This is a genomic window from Streptomyces sp. NPDC047841 (assembly GCF_040704085.1).
GTDB lineage: Bacteria > Actinomycetota > Actinomycetes > Streptomycetales > Streptomycetaceae > Streptomyces > Streptomyces argyrophylli.
In genome coordinates this window covers 234,059-257,111 of sequence record NZ_JBEYRP010000012.1, presented here as the reverse complement: position 1 = coordinate 257,111, position 23,053 = coordinate 234,059, and the positions used below count along the sequence as shown (strand labels likewise).

The 23,053-nt window shown below is 72.3% G+C and carries 22 protein-coding genes and 2 tRNA genes; 16 read left to right on the top strand and 8 right to left on the bottom strand.

The window, feature by feature from the left end; translation table 11 throughout:
* The first annotated feature begins 4 nt into the window (after window positions 1-4).
* From AB0947_RS21945 to AB0947_RS21930, 4 genes are all read left to right on the top strand, one after another.
* The gene (locus AB0947_RS21945) at window positions 5-1,117 is read left to right on the top strand and encodes an SDR family oxidoreductase (protein ID WP_366752013.1); all 1,113 of its coding nucleotides are present in this window, start codon (window positions 5-7) and stop codon (window positions 1,115-1,117) included.
* A 115-nt stretch (window positions 1,118-1,232) separates the two neighbouring features.
* Window positions 1,233-1,694, top strand: coding sequence for a molybdenum cofactor biosynthesis protein MoaE (locus tag AB0947_RS21940; RefSeq protein WP_366752012.1), 462 nt, complete (start codon window positions 1,233-1,235; stop codon window positions 1,692-1,694).
* A 465-nt stretch (window positions 1,695-2,159) separates the two neighbouring features.
* Window positions 2,160-2,333, top strand: a complete 174-nt coding sequence (locus AB0947_RS21935; protein ID WP_171152993.1) for a hypothetical protein — start codon at window positions 2,160-2,162, stop codon at window positions 2,331-2,333.
* Window positions 2,334-2,383: 50 nt separating this feature from the next.
* Window positions 2,384-3,481: a PDZ domain-containing protein gene (locus AB0947_RS21930; RefSeq protein ID WP_366752011.1), complete on the top strand. Its 1,098-nt coding sequence runs from the start codon at window positions 2,384-2,386 to the stop codon at window positions 3,479-3,481.
* 74 nt (window positions 3,482-3,555) lie between these two features.
* On the opposite strand, the gene AB0947_RS21925 is transcribed toward AB0947_RS21930, so the two are convergent.
* Entirely contained in the window at window positions 3,556-4,098 is a 543-nt protein-coding gene (locus AB0947_RS21925; protein WP_366752010.1) for a PPA1309 family protein, read from the bottom strand.
* 165 nt (window positions 4,099-4,263) lie between these two features.
* Here AB0947_RS21925 and AB0947_RS21920 point away from each other — a divergent pair, with 165 nt between their 5' ends.
* From AB0947_RS21920 to AB0947_RS21905, 4 genes are all read left to right on the top strand, one after another.
* Window positions 4,264-7,155 (top strand): UPF0182 family protein, encoded by a 2,892-nt coding sequence (locus AB0947_RS21920; protein WP_366752080.1) that lies wholly within the window; start codon window positions 4,264-4,266, stop codon window positions 7,153-7,155.
* 41 nt (window positions 7,156-7,196) lie between these two features.
* A tRNA-Met gene (locus AB0947_RS21915) sits at window positions 7,197-7,270 on the top strand.
* Window positions 7,271-7,477: 207 nt separating this feature from the next.
* Entirely contained in the window at window positions 7,478-9,289 is a 1,812-nt protein-coding gene (locus AB0947_RS21910) for a tetratricopeptide repeat protein (RefSeq protein WP_366752009.1), read from the top strand.
* A 68-nt stretch (window positions 9,290-9,357) separates the two neighbouring features.
* Window positions 9,358-9,431: transfer RNA gene (locus tag AB0947_RS21905), tRNA-Met, on the top strand.
* Window positions 9,432-9,573: 142 nt separating this feature from the next.
* Here AB0947_RS21905 and AB0947_RS21900 read toward each other — a convergent pair.
* The gene (locus tag AB0947_RS21900; protein ID WP_366752008.1) at window positions 9,574-9,990 is read right to left on the bottom strand and encodes a Fur family transcriptional regulator; all 417 of its coding nucleotides are present in this window, start codon (window positions 9,988-9,990) and stop codon (window positions 9,574-9,576) included.
* A gap of 145 nt (window positions 9,991-10,135) precedes the next feature.
* Here AB0947_RS21900 and AB0947_RS21895 point away from each other — a divergent pair, with 145 nt between their 5' ends.
* Entirely contained in the window at window positions 10,136-11,590 is a 1,455-nt protein-coding gene (locus tag AB0947_RS21895; protein ID WP_366752007.1) for a catalase, read from the top strand.
* Window positions 11,591-11,656: 66 nt separating this feature from the next.
* Here the strand turns inward: AB0947_RS21895 and AB0947_RS21890 are convergent, their stop codons facing one another.
* Together AB0947_RS21890 and hisN are read right to left on the bottom strand one after the other, a co-directional pair.
* Window positions 11,657-12,052 (bottom strand): CBS domain-containing protein, encoded by a 396-nt coding sequence (locus tag AB0947_RS21890; RefSeq protein ID WP_366752006.1) that lies wholly within the window; start codon window positions 12,050-12,052, stop codon window positions 11,657-11,659.
* Between the two features lie 158 nt (window positions 12,053-12,210).
* Window positions 12,211-13,011 (bottom strand): histidinol-phosphatase, encoded by an 801-nt coding sequence (hisN, locus tag AB0947_RS21885; RefSeq protein WP_366752005.1) that lies wholly within the window; start codon window positions 13,009-13,011, stop codon window positions 12,211-12,213.
* Window positions 13,012-13,221: 210 nt separating this feature from the next.
* Between hisN and AB0947_RS21880 the strand changes: the two genes are divergently transcribed.
* Entirely contained in the window at window positions 13,222-13,827 is a 606-nt protein-coding gene (locus tag AB0947_RS21880; RefSeq protein WP_366752004.1) for a helix-turn-helix domain-containing protein, read from the top strand.
* Window positions 13,828-14,035: 208 nt separating this feature from the next.
* On the opposite strand, the gene AB0947_RS21875 is transcribed toward AB0947_RS21880, so the two are convergent.
* The 4 genes from AB0947_RS21875 to AB0947_RS21860 all read right to left on the bottom strand — a co-directional run bounded on the left by AB0947_RS21875 (window position 14,036) and on the right by AB0947_RS21860 (window position 17,533).
* Window positions 14,036-14,359, bottom strand: coding sequence for a multidrug efflux SMR transporter (locus AB0947_RS21875; RefSeq protein WP_366752003.1), 324 nt, complete (start codon window positions 14,357-14,359; stop codon window positions 14,036-14,038).
* 84 nt (window positions 14,360-14,443) lie between these two features.
* Complete coding sequence (gene rsgA, locus AB0947_RS21870) at window positions 14,444-15,454, bottom strand: ribosome small subunit-dependent GTPase A (protein ID WP_366752002.1); 1,011 nt, start codon at window positions 15,452-15,454, stop codon at window positions 14,444-14,446.
* 11 nt (window positions 15,455-15,465) lie between these two features.
* Window positions 15,466-16,782, bottom strand: coding sequence for a 3-phosphoshikimate 1-carboxyvinyltransferase (aroA, locus tag AB0947_RS21865; RefSeq protein ID WP_171152973.1), 1,317 nt, complete (start codon window positions 16,780-16,782; stop codon window positions 15,466-15,468).
* Window positions 16,783-16,810: 28 nt separating this feature from the next.
* Entirely contained in the window at window positions 16,811-17,533 is a 723-nt protein-coding gene (locus tag AB0947_RS21860; RefSeq protein WP_366752001.1) for a M50 family metallopeptidase, read from the bottom strand.
* A 50-nt stretch (window positions 17,534-17,583) separates the two neighbouring features.
* Here AB0947_RS21860 and AB0947_RS21855 point away from each other — a divergent pair, with 50 nt between their 5' ends.
* The 6 genes from AB0947_RS21855 (at window position 17,584) to AB0947_RS21830 (ending at window position 23,001) form a co-directional block, all read left to right on the top strand.
* Entirely contained in the window at window positions 17,584-18,399 is an 816-nt protein-coding gene (locus AB0947_RS21855; protein ID WP_366752000.1) for an SOS response-associated peptidase, read from the top strand.
* 1 nt (window position 18,400) lies between these two features.
* Window positions 18,401-19,057, top strand: coding sequence for an alpha/beta family hydrolase (locus tag AB0947_RS21850; protein WP_366751999.1), 657 nt, complete (start codon window positions 18,401-18,403; stop codon window positions 19,055-19,057).
* Between the two features lie 255 nt (window positions 19,058-19,312).
* Window positions 19,313-20,008 carry an RNA polymerase sigma factor SigR gene (gene sigR / locus AB0947_RS21845; RefSeq protein WP_014674890.1) on the top strand — a complete coding sequence of 232 codons (696 nt, stop codon included), beginning with the start codon at window positions 19,313-19,315 and terminating at the stop codon, window positions 20,006-20,008.
* Window positions 20,005-20,316 carry a mycothiol system anti-sigma-R factor gene (gene rsrA, locus AB0947_RS21840; RefSeq protein ID WP_366751998.1) on the top strand — a complete coding sequence of 104 codons (312 nt, stop codon included), beginning with the start codon at window positions 20,005-20,007 and terminating at the stop codon, window positions 20,314-20,316. The genes sigR and rsrA overlap by 4 nt, the downstream gene beginning before the upstream one ends.
* A gap of 112 nt (window positions 20,317-20,428) precedes the next feature.
* On the top strand, window positions 20,429-21,733 hold the full coding sequence (locus AB0947_RS21835) for an HD-GYP domain-containing protein (RefSeq protein WP_366751997.1): 1,305 nt from the start codon (window positions 20,429-20,431) through the stop codon (window positions 21,731-21,733).
* Entirely contained in the window at window positions 21,730-23,001 is a 1,272-nt protein-coding gene (locus AB0947_RS21830) for a metal-dependent phosphohydrolase (RefSeq protein WP_366751996.1), read from the top strand. Before AB0947_RS21835 ends, AB0947_RS21830 begins: the two co-directional genes overlap by 4 nt.
* The last annotated feature ends 52 nt before the right edge of the window (window positions 23,002-23,053 follow it).

Genomic DNA, 23,053 nt, shown 5'->3' with positions numbered 1-23,053 from the left:
CCCGGTGAGTTCCCCAGATCCGCAGGTTCGCGCAGCGCGAAACCTCTCAACCTCTCCCGCCGCGCGCGGGCCCGTCGTCGCGGTGACCGGCGCCGCCACCGGGGTCGGCGCCCTGCTCACCGAGCGACTCGCCGCGTCCGAGGAGATCAGACAGGTCCTCGCCATCGACGAACGGCGCGGCGAGTGCGCCGACGCGCAGTGGCACGTCCTCGACGTCCGCGACCCCGCCATCGCGGACAAGCTGCGCGGCGCCGACGTCGTCGTCCACCTCGCGCTCGACCTCGACCTGGAGACCGATCCGGCCGCGCGCACCGCTTACAACGTCCGGGGGACGCAGACCGTCCTGACCGCCGCCGCCGCGGCCGGCGTGCACCGGGTGGTGCTGTGCACCTCCGCGATGGTCTACGGCGCGCTGCCCGACAACGAGCTGCCGCTGTCGGAGGACGCCGAGCTGCGCGCCACCGCCGAGGCGACCGGCGTCGGGGACCTGCTGGAGATCGAGCGCCTGGCGCGGCGCGCCCCGCGCGCGCACCCGGGCCTGAACGTCACCGTGGTGCGGCCGGCCGTCCTGGTCGGCGGCACGGACACCGCCCTGACCAGGTACTTCGAGTCGCCGCGGCTGCTGGTCGTGGCCGGGTCGCGGCCCGCGTGGCAGTTCTGCCACGTCGAGGACCTGTGCAGCGCCCTGGAGTACGCCGTGCTGGAGAAGGTCGACGGGGAACTGACCGTCGGCTGCGACGGGTGGCTGGAGCAGGAGGAGGTCGAGGAGCTGAGCGGCATCCGGCGGATGGAGCTGCCCTCGACGGTCGCGCTCGGCGCGGCGGCCCGGCTGCACCGGATCGGGCTCACCCCGTCCCCGGCGGGGGACCTCGCGTACACGATGTACCCCTGGGTGGTCAGCGGCAGCCGGCTGCACGAGTCCGGGTGGCGGCCGAAGTGGACCAACGAGCAGGTGCTCGCCGAGCTGCTGGAGGAGGTGGCCGGCCGGCACACGGTGGCCGGGCGGCGGCTGGGCCGCAAGGACGCGACGGCCGCCGGTGCGGCGGGGGCGACGGTCGCCCTGCTGGGCGCGGCAGCCGTCGTACGGCGCGCCCGGAAGGCCCGGCGACGCGTCTGACGTGCGGGGAGCAGCCGATGCGGAAGCTGCGCTGTAGGAGCCTCCAAACGGCCCGCGCGCGTGCCTGCGGAAACTCGTATTCCGCGTTGTCACACCCGTGGGGCACGATGGGGGCATGGCGCTTTCGAACGATCACCCCGGTGAGCAGGCGGCTCAGGACCCCATCAAGCTGATCGGCATCCGGGAGACCCCGCTCTCCGTTGACGAGGTGTTCCAGGCCGTCGGGGACGACGCGGCCGGCGGGATCGCGCTGTTCGTGGGGACCGTGCGGAACCACGACGGGGGTGCCGACGTGGACGCGCTCGGGTACTCCTGCCACCCGAGCGCCGAGGCCGAGATGCGGCGGGTCGCCGAGAAGGTCGTCGCGGATTACCCCGTGCGGGCGCTGGCCGCCGTGCACCGGGTGGGGGACCTGCGGATCGGGGACCTCGCCGTCGTCGTCGCCGTGGCCTGCCCGCACCGCGCGGAGGCCTTCGACGCCTGCCGCAAGCTGATCGACGACCTCAAGCACGAGGTGCCCATCTGGAAGCAGCAGAAGTTCTCGGACGGCACGGAGGAGTGGGTCGGCGCCTGCTGACCCCCGGCCCGTCGCCGGCTCGTCCCGGCGCGGGCGCCCGCTGGATGTCCGGAGCCCTCCGGTGCCGGACGGCCGCCCGCCGATCCGGGCTCGGCGGCCGCCGGCTCCCCGTCCGGCGCGCTGTGATGCCTCCCGGCCGTCCGCCGCTGGTCCGGCGGCCTGCGCTCGGTGTCCTCCGCGCGACGACGTAAGCCCCGCCCCGGCGCCCGCAGTCCCCGCCGGGTGCGCGCCCACCGCGGACCGGCGCCCGCGGCCCCGCCCGGTGCCGGCCCGGCCCGCCCGAGCCCCCGTTTCACACCCGTCCGCTGATCCGTCTGGGCTTTCGTGGGTCCCTCGAAGGCGTCACACGCGGCACACGCTTTGCTCCGGTTGCGTAACCGGGACCCTAGCGTGAGCGTTGTCCGTGCAGACCGTTAATCTGCTGATCAGTCATTTGCGGACGCTCGTGGCGTATGGGAGGTCGGCATGGGGGTGCTTGTCTGGTTGCTGATCCCGCTTCTGGCCGCGATCGGCGGCGGGCTGTGGGGTACCTGGGCCAATCGGACCCGCAAGACGCGGAGCGACGGCCCTGAGCTGGACGGATACGCCCGGTTCCGCGAGGCCATGGAGAAGTCCCACACGGGTGCGCGCGGCGCCTGACGGGGGTGCCCTGACGGTGCGCTGACAGAGGCGTCCCGTACTGTCGTGGCATGCCACGCCGCACCGCGACGATGCTCGCCTCGACCCTGATGCTGATCGCGCTCCTGTGCGCGGGAGTCCTCATCCCCGTGCCGTACGCGGAGATGTCTCCCGGCCCGACCGTGAACACGCTCGGCGAGCACGACGGCGAGCCGGTGTTGCAGATCTCGGGGCACAAGACCTATCCGGCGGACGGCCACCTGAACATGACCACCGTCCGGGTCACCGGCGCCGACTACCGGATGAACATGGTCGAGGCCGTCTACGGCTGGCTCGCCCACGACAGCAAGATCATCCCGCACGACACGCTGTACCCGGACGGCAAGACGGAGGAGCAGTCCACCCAGGAGAACGCCGAGGAGTTCAGCCAGTCCCAGGAGAGCGCCAAGGTCGCCGCCCTGAAGGAGCTGGGCGTCCCGGTGAAGTCCTGGGTGATCGTCTCCACGGTCGTCAAGGGCTCCCCGGCCGAGGGCAGGCTGCACGCCGGTGACGTGATCAAGGCCGTCGACGGGACGGCGGTGAAGCAGCCCTCCGACGTCGCCAAGCTGGTCACCGAGCACAAGCCGGGGCAGAAGGTCGTCTTCACCGTGGTGCCCGCCAAGGAGCAGGCCGCCGCCGAGAAGGCGCACCGGACGGCGACCAGGACGCAGGACGTCACCATCACGACGACCACCTCCCACGACACCGGGGCCGCGCGGGCCGTCGTCGGCATCTCCGCCGGAACCGACCACACCTTCCCGTTCACCATCGACATCAAGCTCGCCGACGTCGGCGGGCCCAGCGCCGGCCTGATGTTCGCCCTCGGCATCTACGACAAGCTCACCCCGGGCAACCTCACCGGCGGGAAGTTCGTCGCCGGCACCGGCACCATCGACGACAACGGCACGGTCGGCCCGATCGGCGGCGTCGAGATGAAGACCGTCGGCGCGCGCGACCGCGGCGCCCAGTACTTCCTGACCCCCGCCGACAACTGCGCGGCCGCCGCCAAGGACACCCCGGGCGGCCTCACCCTCGTCAAGGTCAAGACCATCGGCGACGCCCTCGACGCGCTGAAGGACATCCGCAGCGGCGACACCGCCGCACTGCCGAAGTGCACCACCAAGGGCTGAACGGGCCGTGACACGGCGTAGGGGCGCTCCCTGGCCACCAGGGGCGCCCTCATCGCCGTACAGCAGGGGACGGGTCAGTCCGCGAACGTCGCCACCAGGGCGTCCGCCAGGCCCGGCACCAGGTCGGGGCCGGTCAGGACCTCCGTCGGGGAGTCCTTCTCCCGCAGCCGCAGCGCCGACTCCCGGCTGCCGTCGCGCAGCACGGCCACCGTCATCCGGACCTCCTGGCGCTCGGGGTGCTCGGCCACCCACCGGGCCAGCCCCGCCTCGTCCAGACCGGAGGGCACCTGGGCCTCGGCGGACGGCGGCAGCATCAGGCGCTCCACGGCGAGCGCGCAGCCGGCCACCGCGTCGGGCCAGGCGATGGTGCCGAGGAACTCGTCGAGGGGCTTGCCGGACGGGAGCTCGTCCTGCTCGATCGGGGTGAGACCCGCGGTCTCGGACTCGTCCTGCAGGCCCAGCTGGGCCGCGAGCGACGGTTCCTGAACCCGCAGCCGTGCGGTGTCTACGAGGGCGAAGAGGCGAGCGGGCTGGTCCCAGCCGAGGCCGGAGACGTACTCGTCGATCTCGAGTACGGCCCGGGTGAGCGGGCTCGCTGCCATGGGAGTGTTGGACATGGTCACAATCCTGCCTCGTTCCCGGCCGGAATCGGGAACCGAGTAAACCGTGAGTAAGTTGCATAGGTGTGGGCCCGCGATCAGAGGGGGGCCACGGCGGGCCCGCGAACCCGAGGGCCTGACGGATCGACAGCGAACTTCGAGGTGCGCACCTTGGCTTTCCAGATGCCGGACCGCGGCGGAGGCCCGACGGGGCCACGGATCAGAGCGGGCCGCCCGTCCCGGAGGGTCCGAGCCCTGCTCGTGACACTGGGCGTCCTTGCCGTCCTCGGCATGGCGTTCACGATGTTCGCGGGCTTCTGGACGGACTGGCTGTGGTACCGGTCGGTGCACTACTCGTCCGTGTTCACCACCACGCTGTCGACCAAGGTCGGGCTCTTCTTCGTCTTCGGCCTGCTGATGGCGGCCGCGGTCGGCCTCAACATCTGGCTCGCGCACCGGCTGCGGCCCCCGCTCAGCGCCATGTCCATGGAGCAGCAGAGCCTCGACCGCTACCGCATGGCCATCGCGCCGTACAAGAAGTGGCTGCTGCTCGCCGTCACCGCCCTGGTCGGGCTGATCGCGGGCGCCTCCGCGTCGAGCCAGTGGCGGACGTGGCTGATGTGGGTGAACGGCGTGCCCTTCCACGAGAAGGACCCGCAGTTCCACCTGGACGTCTCCTTCTACGCCTTCGACCTGCCCTGGTACCGCTTCCTGCTGGGCTTCGGCTTCGCCGCCGCCATCCTGTGCCTGATCGCCGCCGCGCTCACGCACTACCTGTACGGCGGGCTGCGGGTCACCAGCCCGGGGGCGCGCGCCACCGCCGCCGCGACCGGACACCTGTCGGTGCTGCTCGGCATCTTCGTCGCCCTCAAGGCGGTCGCCTACTGGCTCGACCGGTACGGCCTCGCCGTCAAGTCCAGCGACTTCAAGGCGACCGGCAACTGGACCGGCCTGCGCTACGTCGACGCCAACGCCTACCTGCCGGCCAAGACGATCCTGTTCTGCATCGCCGTCATCTGCGCGCTGCTGTTCTTCGCCACCCTGTGGCGGCGCACGTGGCAACTGCCCGTCATCGGCTTCGGCCTGATGGTGCTGTCGGCGATCCTGATCGGCGGCCTCTACCCGGCCATCGTGCAGAAGTTCCAGGTCCAGCCGAACGAGCAGGCCAAGGAGGCGCCGTACGTCCAGAAGAACCTGAAGGCGACCCGCGAGGCGTACGGCATCGACCAGGCCAAGGTCACCGAGTACCCGGGCAGGTCCACGACCTCGGACAAGACGAAGCTGCGCGACCAGGTCGACGCCACGGCCAGCATCCGCATCATGGACCCGAACGTCGTCTCGCCGACGTTCCAGCAGCTCCAGCAGATCAAGGCGTACTACGGGTTCCCGACCAACCTCGACGTCGACCGGTACGCCAAGGACGGCAAGGAGCAGGACACCGTCATCGGTCTGCGCGAACTGAACCTGGACGGCATCCCGAAGAACAACTGGATCAACGACCACTTCCGCTACACGCACGGCTTCGGCGTGGTGGCCGCCAAGGGCACCGAGGCCGACTCCGAGGGCCGGCCCGTCTTCACCGAGAAGAACCTGCCGTCCCAGGGTGACCTCGGGACGTACGAACAGCGGATCTACTACGGCGAGAAGACCACCACGTACTCGATCGTCGGAGGCCCCCAGAAGGAGGTCGACTACTCCGACAACGAGCGTGAGATGACCACCAGCTACCAGGGCGCGAGCGGGGTCAACCTCGACAACCCGGTCAACCGGGCCGCGTACGCGGTGGCGTTCAACGAGCCGCAGATCCTCTACTCGGGCGCGATCGGCAAGGGTTCCCGGATCCTGTACAACCGGACGCCCAAGGAGCGCGTGGAGGCGGTCGCCCCCTGGCTGACCATCGACGGCGACGCGTACCCGGCGGTCGTGAACCATCGCATCCAGTGGATCGTCGACGCGTACACGACGTCGAACGGCTACCCGTACGCCTCCCGTACGACCCTCGGGGACACCACGGCCGACTCGCTGACCGCGACGAACAACTCGCGCGCGGTGGTGGCCCAGCAGAACCAGGTCAACTACATCCGCAACTCGGTGAAGGCGACCGTCGACGCGTACACCGGCGAGGTCAAGCTGTACCAGTGGGACACCCAGGACCCGGTGCTGAAGACCTGGATGAAGGCGTTCCCTGACACGGTGGAGCCGCGCAGCGCGATCTCCCCGGAGCTGATGGACCACCTGCGCTACCCGCAGGACCTGTTCAAGGTGCAGCGCGAGCTGCTCACCCGCTACCACGTGACGGACGCGCAGACCTTCCTCACCGGCAGCGAGGTGTGGGAGGTCCCGGACGACCCGACGAACAACTCGGGCAGCGCGGTGCCGCCGTACTACCTGAGCATGAAGATGCCGGGCCAGAGCGAGCAGGCGTTCTCGCTGACGACGACGTTCACGCCCAACGGGCGGGACAACCTCAGCGCCTTCATGGCCGTCGACTCCGACCCGCGCACCAGCGACTACGGCAGGATCAGAGTCCTGAAGCTGCCGACGAACACGACCGTCGACGGCCCCAAACAGGTCCAGAGCCAGTTCAACTCCGAATCGGACATCGCGGAGACCATCAGCCTCCTCAGCCGCGGGCACTCGAAGGTCGAGTACGGCAATCTGCTGACCGTGCCGCTGGACGGCGGCCTGCTGTACGCGGAGCCGGTCTACGTCCGCGGCGGCTCGCTCAAGTACCCGTTGCTGAGGAAGGTCCTGGTCACCTACGGGGGCAGGACCGCCTTCAAGGACACCCTGGACGAGGCCCTCAACGAGGTGTTCGGGGTGAAGAGTTCGACCAGACCCCCGCAGACCGGCACCACGACTCCGCCCGGCACCGGCAACCCGACGGTCAAGCAGGCGCTGGAAGACGCGCAGAAGGCGTTCGACGCCGGGCAGCAGGCGCTGAAGAACGGACCGGACTGGGACGCGTACGCCAAGGCGCAGAAGGACCTCCGGGACGCGCTGAAGCGTGCCGAGGACGCCCAGTCCGCGACGGGCGGCACCGGCGGCAAGAACGGCGACAAGAGCAAGAGTTGATCAAGGCCCTCTCGCGCCGTGGTACGGTTGACACACAACGGCGCGGGGTGGAGCAGCTCGGTAGCTCGCTGGGCTCATAACCCAGAGGTCGCAGGTTCAAATCCTGTCCCCGCTACTGAAGTCGAAGGCCCGGATCCAGAAACGGATCCGGGCCTTCGTGGTGTGCGAACTCATGTGCTGAGGGGAGGGACCGGCCGCGCCGCCGTGGGGAGTTGGGCGGTGTGTGTTTGACTTGTCTCTCTGTGGGCATGTCGACAAAACGCTCAAGTGACCTCACGGGCTGCGGTATACCGGGTGTACCCAGGTTGCAGGTGGTGCGACGATGGACGTTATGGGGGACAAGGCAACTCTGTACGAGTCAGGGCGATTTGTGCGGCCTTCCGACGCGGAGCCGGCCCGCGACGAGTTGGCGGACATGGGGGAAGCCGGCGAGGAGACGCGCCTCGCGCTCGCCGCGCAGAGCGGTGACGCCGAGGCGGCGAGCGTCCTCGGAGCCATGCTGCTGCGCCGCGGCGACCTCGACAGAGCCGAACCGCACCTGCGCGCGGCCACCGCGGCCGGTGACCGGGCCGCGGCCAACAACCTGGGCGTCCTGCTGCACCAGCGGGGCTACCCCGAGGAGGCGGCCGGCTGGTGGCGGATCGCCGCCGTCGCCGGTTCCGCCGCCGCCGCGCACGCGCTCGGCCGCCACCACCGCGAGCGCGGGGACGAGCCGGCCGCCGAGTACTGGCTGCGCCAGTCCGCCGAGCAGGGCCATGTCCTCGGCGCCTACGCGCTCGCCGACCTGCTGGAGCACCGCGGCGACGTCGGCGCCGAGCACTGGATGCGCGCCGCCGCCGAGCGCGGGCACCGGGAGGCCGCCTACCGGCTGGCGCGCGCGCTCGACCGCGCGGCCGGACTCGGGGAGGAGACCGGGGGTGACACCCCCGTCGCGGAGTCCGAGCAGTGGTACCGGCAGGCCGCCGCGCGCGGGCACCGGCGGGCCGCGCTCCAGCTCGGGGCGATCCTGGAGAAGCGCGGCGAGCTGAAGGAGGCCGGGCGCTGGTACCTGACCTCCGCCAAGGACGGCGAGCCGCGGGCCGCCTGCGCGCTCGGCTTCCTGCTGCGCGACGCCGGTGACACCGAGAGCGCGGCCGTGTGGTGGCTGCGCGCCGCCCAGGACGGCGACGGCAACGCGGCCAACGCGCTGGGCGCGCTGCACGCCGAGCGCGGCGAGACCCAGACCGCCGAGCGGTGGTACCGGGCCGCGCTGGACGCCGGTGACGACAACGGCGCCTACAACCTCGGGCTGCTCTGCGCCGAGCAGGGCCGCACCGCGCAGGCCGAGCAGTGGTACCGGCGCGCCGCGTACGCCGGGCACCGCGAGGCCGCGAACGCGCTGGCCATCCTGCTGCTCCAGAACGGCGACCCGACCGGGGCCGAGCCCTGGTTCTCCAAAGCCGCCGAGGCCGGGAGCGTGGACGCCGCGTTCAACCTCGGCATCCTCTACGCCGGGCGCGGCGAGGACGCGATGGCGCTGCGCTGGTACGAGCGGGCGGCGGCCGCCGGGCACGCCGAGGCCGCGCTCCAGGTCGGGATCGCCCGGCTGCGCGAGGGCGACGAGCAGGAGGCCGAACGGCATCTGCGCTGCGCGGCGGGCGGCGGCAGCGCGGAGGGCGCATACCGGCTGGCCACCCTGCTCGACGCGCGCCGGCCGCCGGAGCCCGCGCACGAGCTGGGGGAGACCGTGCAGGAGAAGACCGAGTGCGAGGAGTGGTACGAGCGTGCCGCCTCGCAGGGGCACCGGCGGGCGCAGGTGCGGGTCGGCATGCACGCGGCGGCGCGGGGTGACGTGGTGGAGGCGGCGCGCTGGTACCGGGCGGCGGCCGAGGCCGGGTCGCGCAACGGCGCCTTCAACCTGGGGCTGCTGCTCGCCCGCGAGGGGAGCGAGCCCGAGGCGGCGGTGTGGTGGGCCCGGGCCGCCGACGCCGGGCACGGGCGGGCGGCCCTGCGGCTGGCCCTCGTCTACGCGCGTCGCGGTGAGCTGGCGGAGGGGCAGCGGTGGGCCGACAGGGCGGTGGCGCTGGGGCCGGCGGAGGTGGCCGAGCGGGCGGGACGGCTGCGGGACGCGCTGCGGGAGGAGCTCTCGGCGTGACGCCGGACACCCCGGCCTTGATTGATTTGCCTCTCGGCGCTTCCCTCACGTAGTGTCGTGTTCACCGACGCGGGGTGGAGCAGCTCGGTAGCTCGCTGGGCTCATAACCCAGAGGTCGCAGGTTCAAATCCTGTCCCCGCTACTGAAGGCCGAGGGCCGGAATCCAGAGATGGGTTCCGGCCCTCGGTGTTTTCGTGCGTCCGGTCGTGCGCGGTGACGGTCCTACGCGAAGAGCCCCGGCGGATGCCGGGGCTCCAGGGAAGCGGTGTACGTGCGCGCTCTGCTTACGCGCCCGCGCAGTTCGGGCACAGTCCCCGGTACGTCACCTCGACGTCCGACACCGTGAAGCCGAAGCGCTCGGTGTCGGGGAGGTCGGCCAGGGGGTTGCCGTTCGGGTGCACGTCGCGGATGGCGCCGCAGCGGGCGCAGACCAGGTGGTGGTGCGGCCGGTGCGCGTTCGGGTCGTACCGCTTGGCGCGCTTGTCCGTCGTGACTTCCAGCACCTCGCCGAGCGAGACCAGCTCACCGAGGGTGTTGTAGACGGTCGCCCGGGAGATCTCGGGCAGCTTGGCGACAGCCCGTGCGTGGACCTCGTCGGCCGTCAGATGGACGTGCTCGCCGTTCAGGACCTCGGCCACCACGCGTCGCTGCGCGGTCATCCGCCATCCGCGTCCACGCAGCCGTTCCAGAAGGTCGCTCATGGCCACCAGCCTAACAGGAAGAGTCCCCAGGTCGGGAATAGGTGTGATTTTGGATCGCTATTTGACTTAGACAATGTCCATTGTAGGATCGGAACCGGCTTTGGCCACAGGACAGGACTAGTCAGGGATGACGCAGGAGGCGCACGTGACGCAGGGACCGCTCACCACGGAGGCCGGTGCCCCGGTCGCCGACAACCAGAACAGCGAGACGGCGGGCGTCGGCGGGCCGGTCCTCGTCCAGGACCAGCTGCTGCTGGAGAAGCTGGCGCACTTCAACCGCGAGCGCATCCCGGAGCGCGTGGTGCACGCCCGGGGCGCCGGCGCGTACGGCACCTTCACCGTGACCGCCGATGTCACGCCGTACACCCGCGCCGCCTTCCTCTCCGAGGCCGGCAAGCAGACCGAGGTGTTCCTGCGCTTCTCGACTGTGGCCGGCAACCTCGGCGCGGCGGACGCCGTCCGCGACCCGCGTGGCTTCGCGCTGAAGTTCTACACCGAGGAGGGCAACTACGACCTGGTCGGCAACAACACCCCGGTCTTCTTCATCCGGGACGCGATCAAGTTCCCGGACTTCATCCACACCCAGAAGCGCGACCCGTACACCGGCAGCACCGAGGCCGACAACGTGTGGGACTTCTGGTCGCTGTCGCCGGAGTCGACGCACCAGGTGACCTGGCTGTTCGGCGACCGCGGCATCCCGGCGTCCTACCGGCACATGGACGGCTTCGGCTCGCACACCTACCAGTGGAACAACGCGGCCGGCGAGGTCTTCTGGGTCAAGTACCACTTCAAGACCGACCAGGGCATCAAGAACCTCACCGCCGAGGAGGCGGACGTCCTCGCGGGCAAGGACCCCGACTCGCACCAGCGCGACCTGCGCGAGGCGATCGAGCGCGGGGAGTTCCCGAGCTGGACCGTGGGCGTGCAGATCATGCCGGCGGCGGACGCGGCGACGTACCGCTTCAACCCGTTCGACCTGACCAAGGTGTGGCCGCACGCGGACTACCCGGTCATCGAGATCGGCAAGCTGGAGCTGAACCGCAACCCGCAGAACATCTTCGCCGAGGTCGAGCAGTCGATCTTCTCCCCGGCGCACTTCGTGCCCGGTATCGGCCCCTCGCCCGACAAGATGCTCCAGGGCCGGCTCTTCGCCTACGGCGACGCCCACCGCTACCGCGTCGGCATCAACGCCGACCACCTGCCGGTGAACCGCCCGCACGCCACCGAGGCGCGCACCAACTCCCGTGACGGCTTCCTCTACGACGGCCGGCACGGCGGTGCGAAGAACTACGAGCCGAACAGCTTCGGCGGGCCGCAGCAGACCGGCCGTCCGCTCTGGCAGCCGTTCGACGGCTTCACGGCCGGCACCGGCAGCCACCCGACGCCCGCGCACGCCGAGGACGACGACTTCGTGCAGGCGGGCAACCTCTACCGGCTGATGTCGGAGGCGGAGAAGGAGCGGCTGATCGCCAACCTCGCGGGCGCGATCTCGCAGGTCTCGCGCGAGGACATCGCCGAGCGCGCGATCGGCAACTTCGCGAACGCCGACGCCGACTTCGGCAAGCGGCTGGAGGCGGCGGTGCGGGAGCTGCGCGGCTGAGCCGGCCGCCCTCGCGGCTGGGCGGGCCGGACCCCACGGTGCTCGGGGTCCGGCCCGCTTCGCGTGTCACAGCGCGGGCGTGGGCTCGCGGGCCGGGAGCCAGCGGCGGACGATGTCGCGGACCGAGACGATGCCGGCCACATCACCCCGGTCGAGGACGATGAGGTGCCGGAAACCGCCGTTCGCCATGGCGCGGGCCGCCTCCTCCAGGGTCCAGGTGGGGGCGGCGAAGACGACGTCGGTGGTGGTGTGGGCGTGGGTGCGCTCCGCGTCCGGGTTCTGCCCGAGGCCGACGGAGTTGAGGATGTCGCGTTCGGTCAGAATGCCGATGCCGCCGGCGTCCGGGTCGAGGACCACGGCGGCGCCGACGCGGCGGGCGGACATCAGGGCGGCTGCCTGGCGGAGGGTGTGGGCGGGGCCGAGGGTGAGAATCACCGTGCTCATGGCGTCACGGACGAGCATGGACGGAGCACCTCCTAGGAACCCCTGGAAAAGTTCAGGGATTCACAAGTTCACAAGTGGGGGTGGGCCCAGAGTGCCAGGTAAAGGGCGGGTCAACAAGGGGGCGCGCGACGCGAGGTGAGGGCGTGACGGGAGTACTCCGGTGCTGTCCCCGTTCCTCACGGGCGCGGGGCGAGGTACTCCAGCAGCTCGTCGTGGAGGAGGCCGTTGGACGCCGCCGCGTCGCCGCTGTGCGGACCCGGGCGGCCGTCGAGGCCGGTGAAGGTGCCGCCCGCCTCCGTCACGATGATCGCGTTGGCGGCCATGTCCCACAGTGACAGCTCCGGCTCGGCGCAGATGTCCACGGAGCCCTCGGCGACCATCATGTACGGCCAGAAGTCGCCGTACGCGCGCGTGCGCCACACCTGGCGGGACAGCTCCAGGAAGCCGTCCAGGCGGTTGCGCTCCTCCCAGCCGGTGAGCGAGGAGTACGCGAAGGAGGCGTCCGCGAGCCTGCCGACGCGCGAGACGTGGATCCGGGTCGCGGAGGTGAGGTTGCGGCCGGTGAAGGCGCCGTGGCCCTTCGCCGCCCACCAGCGGCGGCCGAGCGCGGGTGCGGAGACCACGCCGACGACGGGCTCGTAACCCCCCTCGCCCGCCTCCATCAGGGAGATCAGGGTGGCCCAGACCGGGACGCCCCGTACGTAGTTCTTCGTCCCGTCGATCGGGTCGATCACCCAGCGGCGGGGGCCCGTGCCCTCGACGCCGTACTCCTCGCCGAGGACGGAGTCCCGCGGGCGGGCGCGCTGGAGCTGACCGCGGATGAGTTCCTCCGCGGCCTTGTCCGCCTCGCTCACCGGGGTCATGTCCGGCTTCGTCTCCACCTTGAGGTCGAGGGCCTTGAACCGGGCCGTGGTGGCGGCGTCGGCCGCGTCCGCCAGGACGTGGGCGAGGCGGAGGTCGTCGAGGTAGTCGGGCATGTGCAGAACGGTATCGGGCGGGGCCGGCGCGGGGCCACCGGGGGCGGCGGGAGTGCCCCGAAGGGGCGCGGGAACCGCGCGGCCGGGCGGGGCACTCCCGCCCGGCCGGCGGACGGCCCAACGCACCGTCCGCCCTGTCGCAAACCCTTGACAGTGCATACAAGCGCGTCAAATCTGGGCGCAGAGTCGGTGTGGTCCAGGGAGGCGAGGATGCCTGCTGCCCGGGAGTCGCTGTTGGACGCCGCCTACACGGCGCTCGCGCGCCGGCCGTGGTCCGCCGTGCGGATGGTCGACGTGGCCGCGTCGGCCGGGGTGTCCCGGCAGACCCTGTACAACGAGTTCGGCAGCAAGGACGGCCTGGCCCGGGCGCTGGTGCGGCGGGAGGCCGACGGCTACCTCGCCGGCGTCGAGCGGGCCCTCGCCGGCTCCTCGGGAGCGCGGGACCGGCTCACCGCCACCGCCGAGTGGACGGCCACCGCCGCCCGGGACAACGTGCTGGTCCGGGCCCTGCTCACCGGCTGCTGGACCGAGTGGCTGCCGAGTCCGCCGCTCACCGCCGTGCCCTCCGCCACCGCGGTACCGGCGCAGCGCCGCGCGGACGGGCCGCTGCCCGCGCCCCGCGACTTCGTGCGGATCGTCCGGGACCGCGCGGCGACCGCGCTGGCCGGTCCCGGCGCCGACCCGGCCGGTACCGCGGAACTGCTGCGCTCCTGCGAACTGGTGGTACGCCTCGCCCTGTCCTGCGTGGCGGCGCCGCCGGGGGAGGGCGAGGTGGCGGAGCTGGTGCGGGCGGTGCTGCCGCGGCACGTGGTGTGAGCCCGCGCCTCCTGGGCTTGACAGGGCCTGCGGATCGTCCGGGACCGCGCGGCGGCCGCGCTGGCCGGTCCTGGCGCCGACCCGGCCGGGGGGCGGAACTGCTGCGCTCCCGTGAGGGCGGGGTGGCGGAGCTGGTGCGGGCGGTGCTGCCACGGCACCTGGTGTGAGCCCGCGCCTCCTGGGCCCCCGGTGGACGGGCCGCGCCGGCCTAGTGGGCGGAGCCCGACAGCTGGAGTCCGATCACGCCGATGATGACCAGGCTGATCGACACGATCTTGAGGGTGGAGACCAGGTCGCCGAGGAAGACCATGCCGTAGATCGCGGTGCCCGCCGCGCCGATGCCGGTCCACACCGCGTAGGCGGGGCCGACGTCCAGCTTCCTCAGCGACAGGGTGAGCAGACCGAAACTGCCCAGGGCGAACGACGCGAAGGCGATCGTGGGCCACATGCGCGTGAACCCGTGCGAGAGCTTCAGGCACACGGCGAAGCCGGTCTCCAGTATCCCGGCCACTATGACCAGCAGCCACGCCATGTGCGGTCCTCCCGTTGATCCGGATCTCCGGCTCGGTGCGATTATGCACTTACCGGCCGGGCACCCCGGCAAACAACGCGAGGCTCAGTCGCCTTCCTTGCGCTCCCTGGTCGCCAGCAGCCGGCGCAGCGAGTACAGCCGTGCCGGGTCCGCGTGCCCCTCCTCCACCCACGCGTCCAGGGCGCAGTCCGGCTCGTCGTGGCTGCACGCGCGCGGGCAGCCCGCCGTACCGGGTTCGAGGTCGGGGAAGGCGTGGATCACGCGCGACGGATCGATGTGCGCGAGTCCGAAGGAACGGATCCCGGGGGTGTCGACGACCCAGCCGTCCATTCCGGACAGCGGCAGGGCGAGGGCGGAGGTGGTGGTGTGCCGGCCGCGGCCCGTCACCGCGTTCACATGGCCCGTCAGACGCCGGCGCTCCTGCGGCACCAGCGCGTTGACCAGGGTCGTCTTGCCGACGCCCGAGTGACCTACGAACGCGGTGATCTTGCCCGCGAGGTGTTCGCGTACCCGGTCCGCCGCGTCCCCGTTCTCCAGTTCCCCGCGGCTGGTGACGACGTGCGGGATGTCGAGGGCGCCGTACAGCTCCAGCAGCTTGTCCGGCGGGGCCAGGTCCGACTTGGTCATCACCAGCAGCGGCTCCAGACCGCCGTCGAAGGCCGCGACCAGACAGCGGTCGATCAGCCGCGGGCGGGGCTCGGGGTCGGCCAGGGCCGTCACGATCGCCAGCTGGTCGGCGTTGGCGACGACCACCCGCTCGTACGGATCGTCGTCGTCGGCGGTGCGGCGCAGCACCGACGTGCGCTCCCCGATGCGGACGATCCGCGCGAGCGTGTCCCTGGCGCCGGACAGGTCACCGACCAGGGCCACCCGGTCGCCCACCACGGCTGCCTTGCGGCCCAGCTCGCGCGCCTTCATGGCCATCACGATCCGGTCCTCGACCAGGCAGGTCAGCCGTCCCCGGTCGACGGTGAGGACCATGCCCTCGGCCGCGTCCTCGTGCTTGGGCCGGATGTTCGTCCGCGGCCGGTTGCCCTTGCGGTTGGGACGGCTGCGGATGTCGTCCTCGTCGGTGTGCTTGCCGTAGCGGCGCATGATGTACGTCCCTACTGCCCGAGCATCCCGGTCCACAGCTCGGGGAAGTCCGGCAGGGTCTTCGCCGTCGTCGCCACGTTCTCGATCCGCACGCCCGGCACGGCCAGGCCGATGACCGCACCGGCGGTCGCCATGCGGTGGTCCTCGTAGGTGTGGAAGGTCCCGGCGTGCAGCGCGCGCGGGCGGATGTGCAGGCCGTCGGCCGTCTCCGTGACGTCACCGCCCAGCTCGTTGATCTCCTTGGTGAGCGCGGCCAGCCGGTCGGTCTCGTGCAGCCGCAGGTGGGCCACGCCCCGCAGGGTGGACGGCGAGTCGGCGAGCGCGGCCACCGCCGCGATGCCCGGGGTCAGCTCGCCCACGTCACCGAGGTCCACGTCGATGCCGTGGATCGCCCCCGAACCGGTGAACTCCAGGCCGTACTCGGTGAGTTCGCAGGAACCGCCCATCTCGGTGAAGATCTCCCGCAGCCGGTCACCCGGCTGGGTGGTCCGGGCGGGCCAGTCCGGGATCACCACCTTGCCGCCGGTGACCAGGGCCGCCGCCAAGAACGGCTGCGCGTTGGACAGGTCCGGCTCGATCGTCAGGTCCCGCCCGAGCAGCGCGCCCGGCGTCACCCGCCACACGTTCGGCTCACCGCCCGACTCCGGGGTGTCCACCTGGGCGCCGACCGCGCGCAGCATGTCCACCGTCATCCGGATGTGCGGCACCGAGGGCAGGCTGGCGCCGGTGTGGCGGACCTCCACGCCCTGGTTGAAACGGGGGCCGGACAGCAGCAGCGCCGAGACGAACTGCGAGGACGAGGAGGCGTCGATCGACACCGGGCCGCCGTCCAGGGCCCCGCCGCCGTGCACGGTCAGCGGCAGCGTGCCCCGGCCGTCGTCGTCGATCCGGGCACCGAGCACCCGCAGCGCGTCGATCACGCCGTTCAGGGGACGCTCGTACGACCGCGGGTCCCCGTCGAACCGGACCGGCCCGTCGGCCAGCGCGGCCACCGGCGGCAGGAACCGCATCACCGTGCCCGCGTTGCCGACGTCGACCGTGGCCGGGCCGGACAGACCCGTGGGCAGCACCCGCCAGGCCTCACCGGTGCCGTCGGGGCCCACCCCCTCCTCGATCTCCACACCCATGGCCCGCAGCGCGCCGGCCATCAGCAGGGTGTCGCGGGACCGCAGCGGGCGGCGCAGCCAGCCGGGCTCGGAGGCCAGGGCCGCGAGGACCAGAGCGCGGTTGGTGACCGACTTGGACCCCGGCACGTGGACCGTCGCGTCGACGGCTCCGCTCGCGTGCGGGGCGGGCCAGAGGGCGGTGGAGGAGGTGTTCGGGGCCATGGGGCCACTTTATAAGGAGGGCGCGCCGTCAACCTTCCAGCAGCCAGCGGCCGCCGCCGATCAGCGAGCACAGCGACACCGCGTGGAAGAGGAACAGCCACAGGCCCGCCGGCACGTGCGTCAGCCGCGACAACTGGTCCGCGTCCGAGTCCCCCGCCCCGGACCGGGACCGCTTGGCCTGGAGCTCGAACGGCGGCCGCACCCCGCCGCACAGCAGGAACCACACCACCGCGTACGCGAACGCGGCCTGCACCTGCGGCTCCGCCAGCCAGGACACCAGCAGGAAGGCCCCGCCCGCGAGGACCACGGTCAGCACGCCGTAGGCGTTGCGGATCATCACCAGCATCGCCACCAGCAGGGCGGTGGCCGCCCACAGCAGGAGGGTGATGCGCCCGGCGGCCAGCAGCGCGGCCCCGCCGAGGCCCAGCAGCGAGGGTGCCGTGTAGCCCGCCGCGGCCGTCAGGATCATGCCCAGCCCGTACGGCTTGCCCCGGCTCACGGTGAGTCCGCTGGTGTCGGAGTGCAGCCGGATGCCGGTGAGCTGCCGGCCGGTGAGCAGGGCGACCAGACCGTGACCGCCCTCGTGCGCGATGGTGATCGCGTTGCGGGATATCCGCCACACCGGGTGCGGGACGACCACGGCGAGGGCGGCGGCCAGCGTGGCCAGCACCACCCACAGGCCGGGATCGGGCTGGGTGCCGGTGAGCCGGTCCCAGAGGTCGGGCAGCGCGGTGGCGGCGAGGCTGTCCATCGGTCGGAGTGGCTCCCTGTACTGGTACGGAATCTGGCAGTGTGGCACGTATGTGCGGACGGTATGCATCGAGTCGTAGGCCCGAGGATCTCGCGGGAGTCTTCGAGGCCGAGGTGTGGGAGCCCGAGGAGACCCTGGCGCCCGACTACAACGTGGCGCCGACCAAGGAGGTCTACGCCGTCCTGGACCGCCCCCTGAAAGACGCGGACTCCCCGCGTCCGGTTCGCCAGCTGCGCCGGCTGAAGTGGGGCCTGGTCCCGTCCTGGGCGAAGACCCCGGAGGGCGGCGCCCGGATGATCAACGCCCGCGCGGAGACCGTCCACGAGAAGCCCGCCTACCGGCGCGCCTTCGCCGCCCGCCGCTGCATCCTGCCGGCCGACGGCTACTACGAGTGGGTCACCGGCGCCCAGGAGCGCGACCTGGAGGTGGAGGGCAGGAAGAAGCGGCCGCGCAAGCAGCCGTACTTCGTGCTGCCCGCCGACGGCTCGGTGTTCGCGATGGCCGGCCTGTACGAGTTCTGGCGCGACCGGACCCTGCCCGACGACCACCCGCGCGCCTGGTGGGTCACCTGCTCGGTGATCACCACCGAGGCGGAGAAGACCCCGCTGGCCGTGGCCCCCGCCGAGGGTCCGGGCTCCCTCGCCGAGATCCACCCCCGGATGCCCCTGATGCTCACCCCCGACCGCTGGGACGCCTGGCTCGACCCCTCCCGCACCGACCCCGACGATCTGCGCGGGCTGCTCGCCCCGCCGCCGGCCGGCCTGATGCGGGCCTACCCGGTCTCCACCGCCGTCAGCAACGTCCGCAACAACGGCCCGGAGCTGCTGAAGGAGCTGGAGGGCCCGGAAGAGGGCACACTCTTCTGACGTGACCAAGGCGACAGACGTGACAGAGGCGACCGCACAGACCGTCGGTACGGAGGCCGGGGACGCCCGGATCACCTGGCACCCGGCGAAGAAGCCCCGGCTGGTGCTGGCCGTCGGCCACGGCGCCGGCGGCGGCATCGAGGTACGCGACCTCCAGGCGCTCGCGGCAGCGCTGCCCGCCGACGGCGTGACCGTCGCCCTCGTCGAGCAGCCCTGGCGGGTCGCCGGCAAGAAGGTCGCGCCGGTGCCGAAGACCCTGGACACCGGCTGGCGGGGCGTGTGGCCCGCGCTCACCGGGCCGGGGCTGCCGGTGATCTCCGGGGGCCGCAGCGCCGGCGCCCGGGTCGCCTGCCGCACGGCGGCCGAGCTCGGCGCGCACGCCGTGCTCGCGCTGAGCTTCCCGCTGCACCCGCCGGGCAGGCCGGAGAAGTCCCGGGCGGAGGAACTGCTGGGGGCCGGGGTGCCCACGCTGGTCGTCCAGGGCGGCAACGACCCCTTCGGGAAGCCGGCGGAGTTCCCGGAGGGTGACTTCCGGCTCATCGAGGTGCCGCACGGCGATCACGGGTTCGCCGTGCCCAAGCGCGCGGAGATCACCCAGGAGCGGGCGCTGGACGTCGTCACCGGCGCGGTACGGGAGTGGACCGCGTCACTCGGGTGACCCGGGAATGTTGTGCGGTGGGGCCCTGTTGACTCGATCGGAAGTGCCGACGCCTTCGGCACCGACGTCGCAGGAGAGGAAGTCCGCCGCATGGGTTCGACCATCTGCCCGGCCCGCAGCAGCCGCACTGACCTGGACTGGTCCGTGCTGCACGCGGCCAAGACCGCTCCTATTCGAGCGGCGGCAGGCACGGGTCGTGTTCTATCCTCCGAATCGAGTGGGATCGGTTTCGGTCCTACCCGTGATCTTGAGGAGGTGGGTCCGGTCACCGGTACCGACGCAGGGACCGACAACGGCCAGGCGGAGCTGCCCGAGGGCCAGGGCGTCAGCGCGGACGCGTCCGATGAGTCGACCGCGGAGCGCAGCGCGCGCTTCGAGCGGGACGCGCTCGAATTCCTCGACCAGATGTACTCGGCCGCGCTGCGCATGACGCGCAACCCGGCCGACGCCGAGGACCTGGTGCAGGAGACGTACGCCAAGGCGTACGCGTCCTTCCACCAGTTCCGCGAGGGCACCAACCTCAAGGCGTGGCTGTACCGCATCCTCACGAACACCTTCATCAACTCCTACCGCAAGAAGCAGCGCGAGCCCCAGCGCTCCGCCGCGGAGGAGATCGAGGACTGGCAGCTCGCCCGTGCCGAGTCGCACATGTCGACCGGCCTGCGCTCCGCCGAGTCGCAGGCGCTCGACCACCTGCCCGACTCGGACGTGAAGGCCGCGCTCCAGGCCATCCCCGAGGAGTTCCGCATCGCCGTCTACCTCGCGGACGTCGAGGGGTTTGCCTACAAGGAGATCGCGGACATCATGGGGACACCCATCGGTACGGTGATGTCCCGGCTGCACCGGGGCCGCCGTCAGCTGCGCGGCATGCTGGAGGACTACGCCCGTGAGCGCGGGCTGGTCCCGGCCGGCGCCGGAGAGTCGAACGAAGCGAAAGGCTCGGGCTCATGAGCTGCGGAGAGCCGCACGAGACGGACTGCAGTGAGGTCCTCGACCACCTGTACGAGTTCCTCGACAGCGAGATGCCGGACGTAGACCGCGACAAGTTCCAGCACCACTTCGAGGAATGCTCGCCGTGCCTGGAGAAGTACGGCCTGGAGCAGGCCGTGAAGAAGCTGGTGAAGCGGTGCTGCGGGCATGACGACGTGCCCGCCGACCTGCGGGCCAAGGTCATGGGGCGGATCGACCTGATCCGCTCCGGGCAGACCGTGCCGGAGCACGATGTCACCAAGGCCCCGGCGGCACAGCAGGAGTCCTGACACGCCGGGGCATATCACCCGAACGTGCTAATCCTCAGGTCATAAGCCCCTCATCCCCCGATTCCGCCCTAGGCTCCGAGCCCTGGAGGAGGCACGGTCGGGGAGGGGCGTGATGGACGCGGTACCGGCAAGGGCGCGCGGCTACGTCGCCGCCGTCGCCCTGTCGGCCGTCCTGTGCCTGCTGCCCCTGCCGGCCACGCACACCCCGTGGGGGGCGCCGGCCCTGCTCGCCGGGCTCTACGCGGCCTGCGAGCACGCCGGGCGCCGCCGCTTCGGCGGCACCTTCTACCCCGTGCTGCTCGCCGGTGCGTTCCTGCTGCCCCCGGCGGCCGCCGCGCTCGTCCCGGTGCCCGCCGCGCTGCTCTCCCCGGTCGAGCACCCGCCCGTCCTGCTCCGGCGCGTGTGGCGGGCCGCGCAGCCCGCGCTCGCCGTGTGGGCCGCCGCCCGGACGCACCGCGCACTCGGCGGCGAGGACGCCGTCCTCGGCTCGGACTTCCCCTCCGCGCTGCTGCCCGCGGGCGCGGCCCTCCTCGCGTTCTGCCTGGTGCTCACCGCGCTCGACGGCGGCCTGCGCGCGGCGGTCGGGCTGGTGCCGCTGCGGCGGGCCTGGCGCGGGCTGCCGGCGCGCTCGCCGGCCCCGGTCGCCGTGCACGGACTCGCCGGGCTGATGATGGCCGTGCTCTGGCGCAGCCCCTACGGCCCCGTCGCCGCGCTGCTCGTGCTGCTGCCGATGGGCGTCTCCTGGTGGGTCTTCGCCCTGTACCACCGCGAACGCGCCGCCCACCAGGCCACCATCCGCGCCCTTGTCCAGGCCGTCGACATCAAGGACGGCTACACCCGTGGCCACAGCGAACGCGTCGGACACGCCTCCGTGCTGATCGCCCGCGAACTCGGCATGGACGACGACCGCGTCGAGGTGCTGCGCTTCGCCGGCATCCTGCACGACGTCGGCAAGCTGGGCGTGCCCACCCGGCTGCTGCGCAAGGACGGCCCGCTCACCCCGGAGGAGCGGCGGATCATCGAACTGCACCCCGAGTACGGCCACGAGATGGTCCGCGGCATCTCCTTCCTCGGCGAGGCCCGCGCGGCCATCCTCCACCACCACGAACGGCTCGACGGCAGCGGCTACCCGTACGGCCTGGCCGGCGACCGTATCCCCGAGTGCGCCCGGATCGTCGCCGTCGCGGACGCCTTCGACGCCATGACCTCCACCCGCTGCTACAGCAGGGCCCGCCCGGTCGAGGCCGCCGTCGCCGAGCTGGAGCGCTGCGCCGGGGCCCACTTCGACCCCCGGATGGTCGGCGCGCTGGTCCGCGCCCTGCGCCGCTCCGGCTGGCATCCGGCGGTCACCGCCGACGAACCCGCGTACGGCACCGCGCCCGCCGAGCGGACCCCCAGCACCGGGGCGCCCCGATGACCGCCCTGCGGCTGATCCACGGCGCCGCCGCCCTCGTCGCGGCCGGCTCCCTCGCCGTCACCCTGCGAACCGGCCTGCACGACCGGGGCGTCGCGCTCGCCTTCGGCGTGCTCATAGCCGCCGGCGAACTGACCCGCTGGAGCGACGAGCAGGGACAGCGGCAGGCCGCGCCCCTCGGTGCCGCCGGCGCCCTGTCGTACGCCCTGCTGGGCGCCGACGCCGGACGGCCCGGCCAGCACGGAGCCGCCCAGGTCGTCACCGTCGTCCTCCTCGCCACCGTGCTCGGCGCCGTCCCGCACATCTGGTCCGGCCGCAGCCCCACCGTCGACCACCTGGCCCGCCGGATCCTCACCGTCGGCTTCGCCGCCGTCTGCTTCCAACCCCTCTACAGCCAGGGCGTCTTCGCCCGCTGGGGCGGCCCCGCCTACGCCCTGCTGCTGCTCACCCTGCTCGCCCTCACCTCCCTGTGCGGTGCGGTCCTGGCCGCCGCGCTCGCCCACTGCCGCACCCGCTGGCCGTTCGGCCCGCTGCTGCGCGAGGAACTGCGCGGACTGCTCGGCATCGGCTCCGCCATCTGCGCGACCGGTGCCGTGATGGCCCTCGCGGTCGCCGTCGTCGGCCTGTGGGCGCTGCCCGTGTTCTGCCTGCCCATGCTGCTCGTCCAGCTCTCCCTCAGCCGGTACGCGGCGGTCCGCGCCACCTACCGGCAGACGATCGCCTCCCTCGCCCGCGCCACCGAGATCGCCGGCTGCACCCCTGCCGGGCACGCCCACCGCGTCGCCGCGCTCAGCCTCGCCGTCGGGCGGGACCTCGGCCTGACCGGACCCGAGCTGACCGTCCTGGAGTACGCGGCCCTGATGCACGACATCGGCCAGCTCAGCCTGGTCGACCCGGTCCCGGCCGGCGCCACCGCCGGCCTGCCCGCCGCGGAGCAGCGGCGCATCGCCCTGCTCGGCGGTGCCGTCGTCCGGCAGACCGGCGTGGACGCGGCCGTCGCCGTCGTCGTGGAACGGCAGGCCGACCCCTACCGGGAGCAGCCGCTCGCCGCCCGGATCGTCCGGGCCGTGAACGCCTACGAGGAGCGGACCCGTGACGCCGGTCCCGAAGGCCCGCTGCGGGCACTGGAGGAGCTGCGGCTCGGCACCGCCGGCGACTACGCTCCCGAGGTCGTGGAGTCGCTCGCCCGGGTGCTGGCCAGGCCACCGGGCGTGCGGGAGCGGGTGCCGCCGCGGCGAACGGGACTGTCTGACCCGCGCCCGGCTGGGTAACCCATGGGTAATGAGCGCCTTTCCCGCGGCACGTGGTTGGATGCGAGGGAGA

What these genes read in the sequence shown, in the direction of transcription:
- AB0947_RS21830 (WP_366751996.1), top strand. Translation starts at nt 21,730, where the DNA reads ATGACCGCCCTGCGGCTGATCCACGGCGCCGCCGCCCTCGTCGCGGCC.
- AB0947_RS21940 (WP_366752012.1), top strand. Translation starts at nt 1,233, where the DNA reads ATGGCGCTTTCGAACGATCACCCCGGTGAGCAGGCGGCTCAGGACCCC.
- AB0947_RS21935 (WP_171152993.1), top strand. Translation starts at nt 2,160, where the DNA reads ATGGGGGTGCTTGTCTGGTTGCTGATCCCGCTTCTGGCCGCGATCGGC.
- AB0947_RS21925 (WP_366752010.1), bottom strand. Translation starts at nt 4,098, where the DNA reads ATGTCCAACACTCCCATGGCAGCGAGCCCGCTCACCCGGGCCGTACTC.
- aroA (WP_171152973.1), bottom strand. Translation starts at nt 16,782, where the DNA reads ATGGCCCCGAACACCTCCTCCACCGCCCTCTGGCCCGCCCCGCACGCG.
- rsrA (WP_366751998.1), top strand. Translation starts at nt 20,005, where the DNA reads ATGAGCTGCGGAGAGCCGCACGAGACGGACTGCAGTGAGGTCCTCGAC.
- AB0947_RS21835 (WP_366751997.1), top strand. Translation starts at nt 20,429, where the DNA reads ATGGACGCGGTACCGGCAAGGGCGCGCGGCTACGTCGCCGCCGTCGCC.
- AB0947_RS21890 (WP_366752006.1), bottom strand. Translation starts at nt 12,052, where the DNA reads ATGCTCGTCCGTGACGCCATGAGCACGGTGATTCTCACCCTCGGCCCC.
- AB0947_RS21875 (WP_366752003.1), bottom strand. Translation starts at nt 14,359, where the DNA reads ATGGCGTGGCTGCTGGTCATAGTGGCCGGGATACTGGAGACCGGCTTC.
- AB0947_RS21920 (WP_366752080.1), top strand. Translation starts at nt 4,264, where the DNA reads ATGCCGGACCGCGGCGGAGGCCCGACGGGGCCACGGATCAGAGCGGGC.
- AB0947_RS21860 (WP_366752001.1), bottom strand. Translation starts at nt 17,533, where the DNA reads ATGGACAGCCTCGCCGCCACCGCGCTGCCCGACCTCTGGGACCGGCTC.
- AB0947_RS21855 (WP_366752000.1), top strand. Translation starts at nt 17,584, where the DNA reads ATGTGCGGACGGTATGCATCGAGTCGTAGGCCCGAGGATCTCGCGGGA.
- rsgA (WP_366752002.1), bottom strand. Translation starts at nt 15,454, where the DNA reads ATGCGCCGCTACGGCAAGCACACCGACGAGGACGACATCCGCAGCCGT.
- AB0947_RS21930 (WP_366752011.1), top strand. Translation starts at nt 2,384, where the DNA reads ATGCCACGCCGCACCGCGACGATGCTCGCCTCGACCCTGATGCTGATC.
- AB0947_RS21880 (WP_366752004.1), top strand. Translation starts at nt 13,222, where the DNA reads ATGCCTGCTGCCCGGGAGTCGCTGTTGGACGCCGCCTACACGGCGCTC.
- hisN (WP_366752005.1), bottom strand. Translation starts at nt 13,011, where the DNA reads ATGCCCGACTACCTCGACGACCTCCGCCTCGCCCACGTCCTGGCGGAC.
- AB0947_RS21910 (WP_366752009.1), top strand. Translation starts at nt 7,478, where the DNA reads ATGGACGTTATGGGGGACAAGGCAACTCTGTACGAGTCAGGGCGATTT.
- AB0947_RS21900 (WP_366752008.1), bottom strand. Translation starts at nt 9,990, where the DNA reads ATGAGCGACCTTCTGGAACGGCTGCGTGGACGCGGATGGCGGATGACC.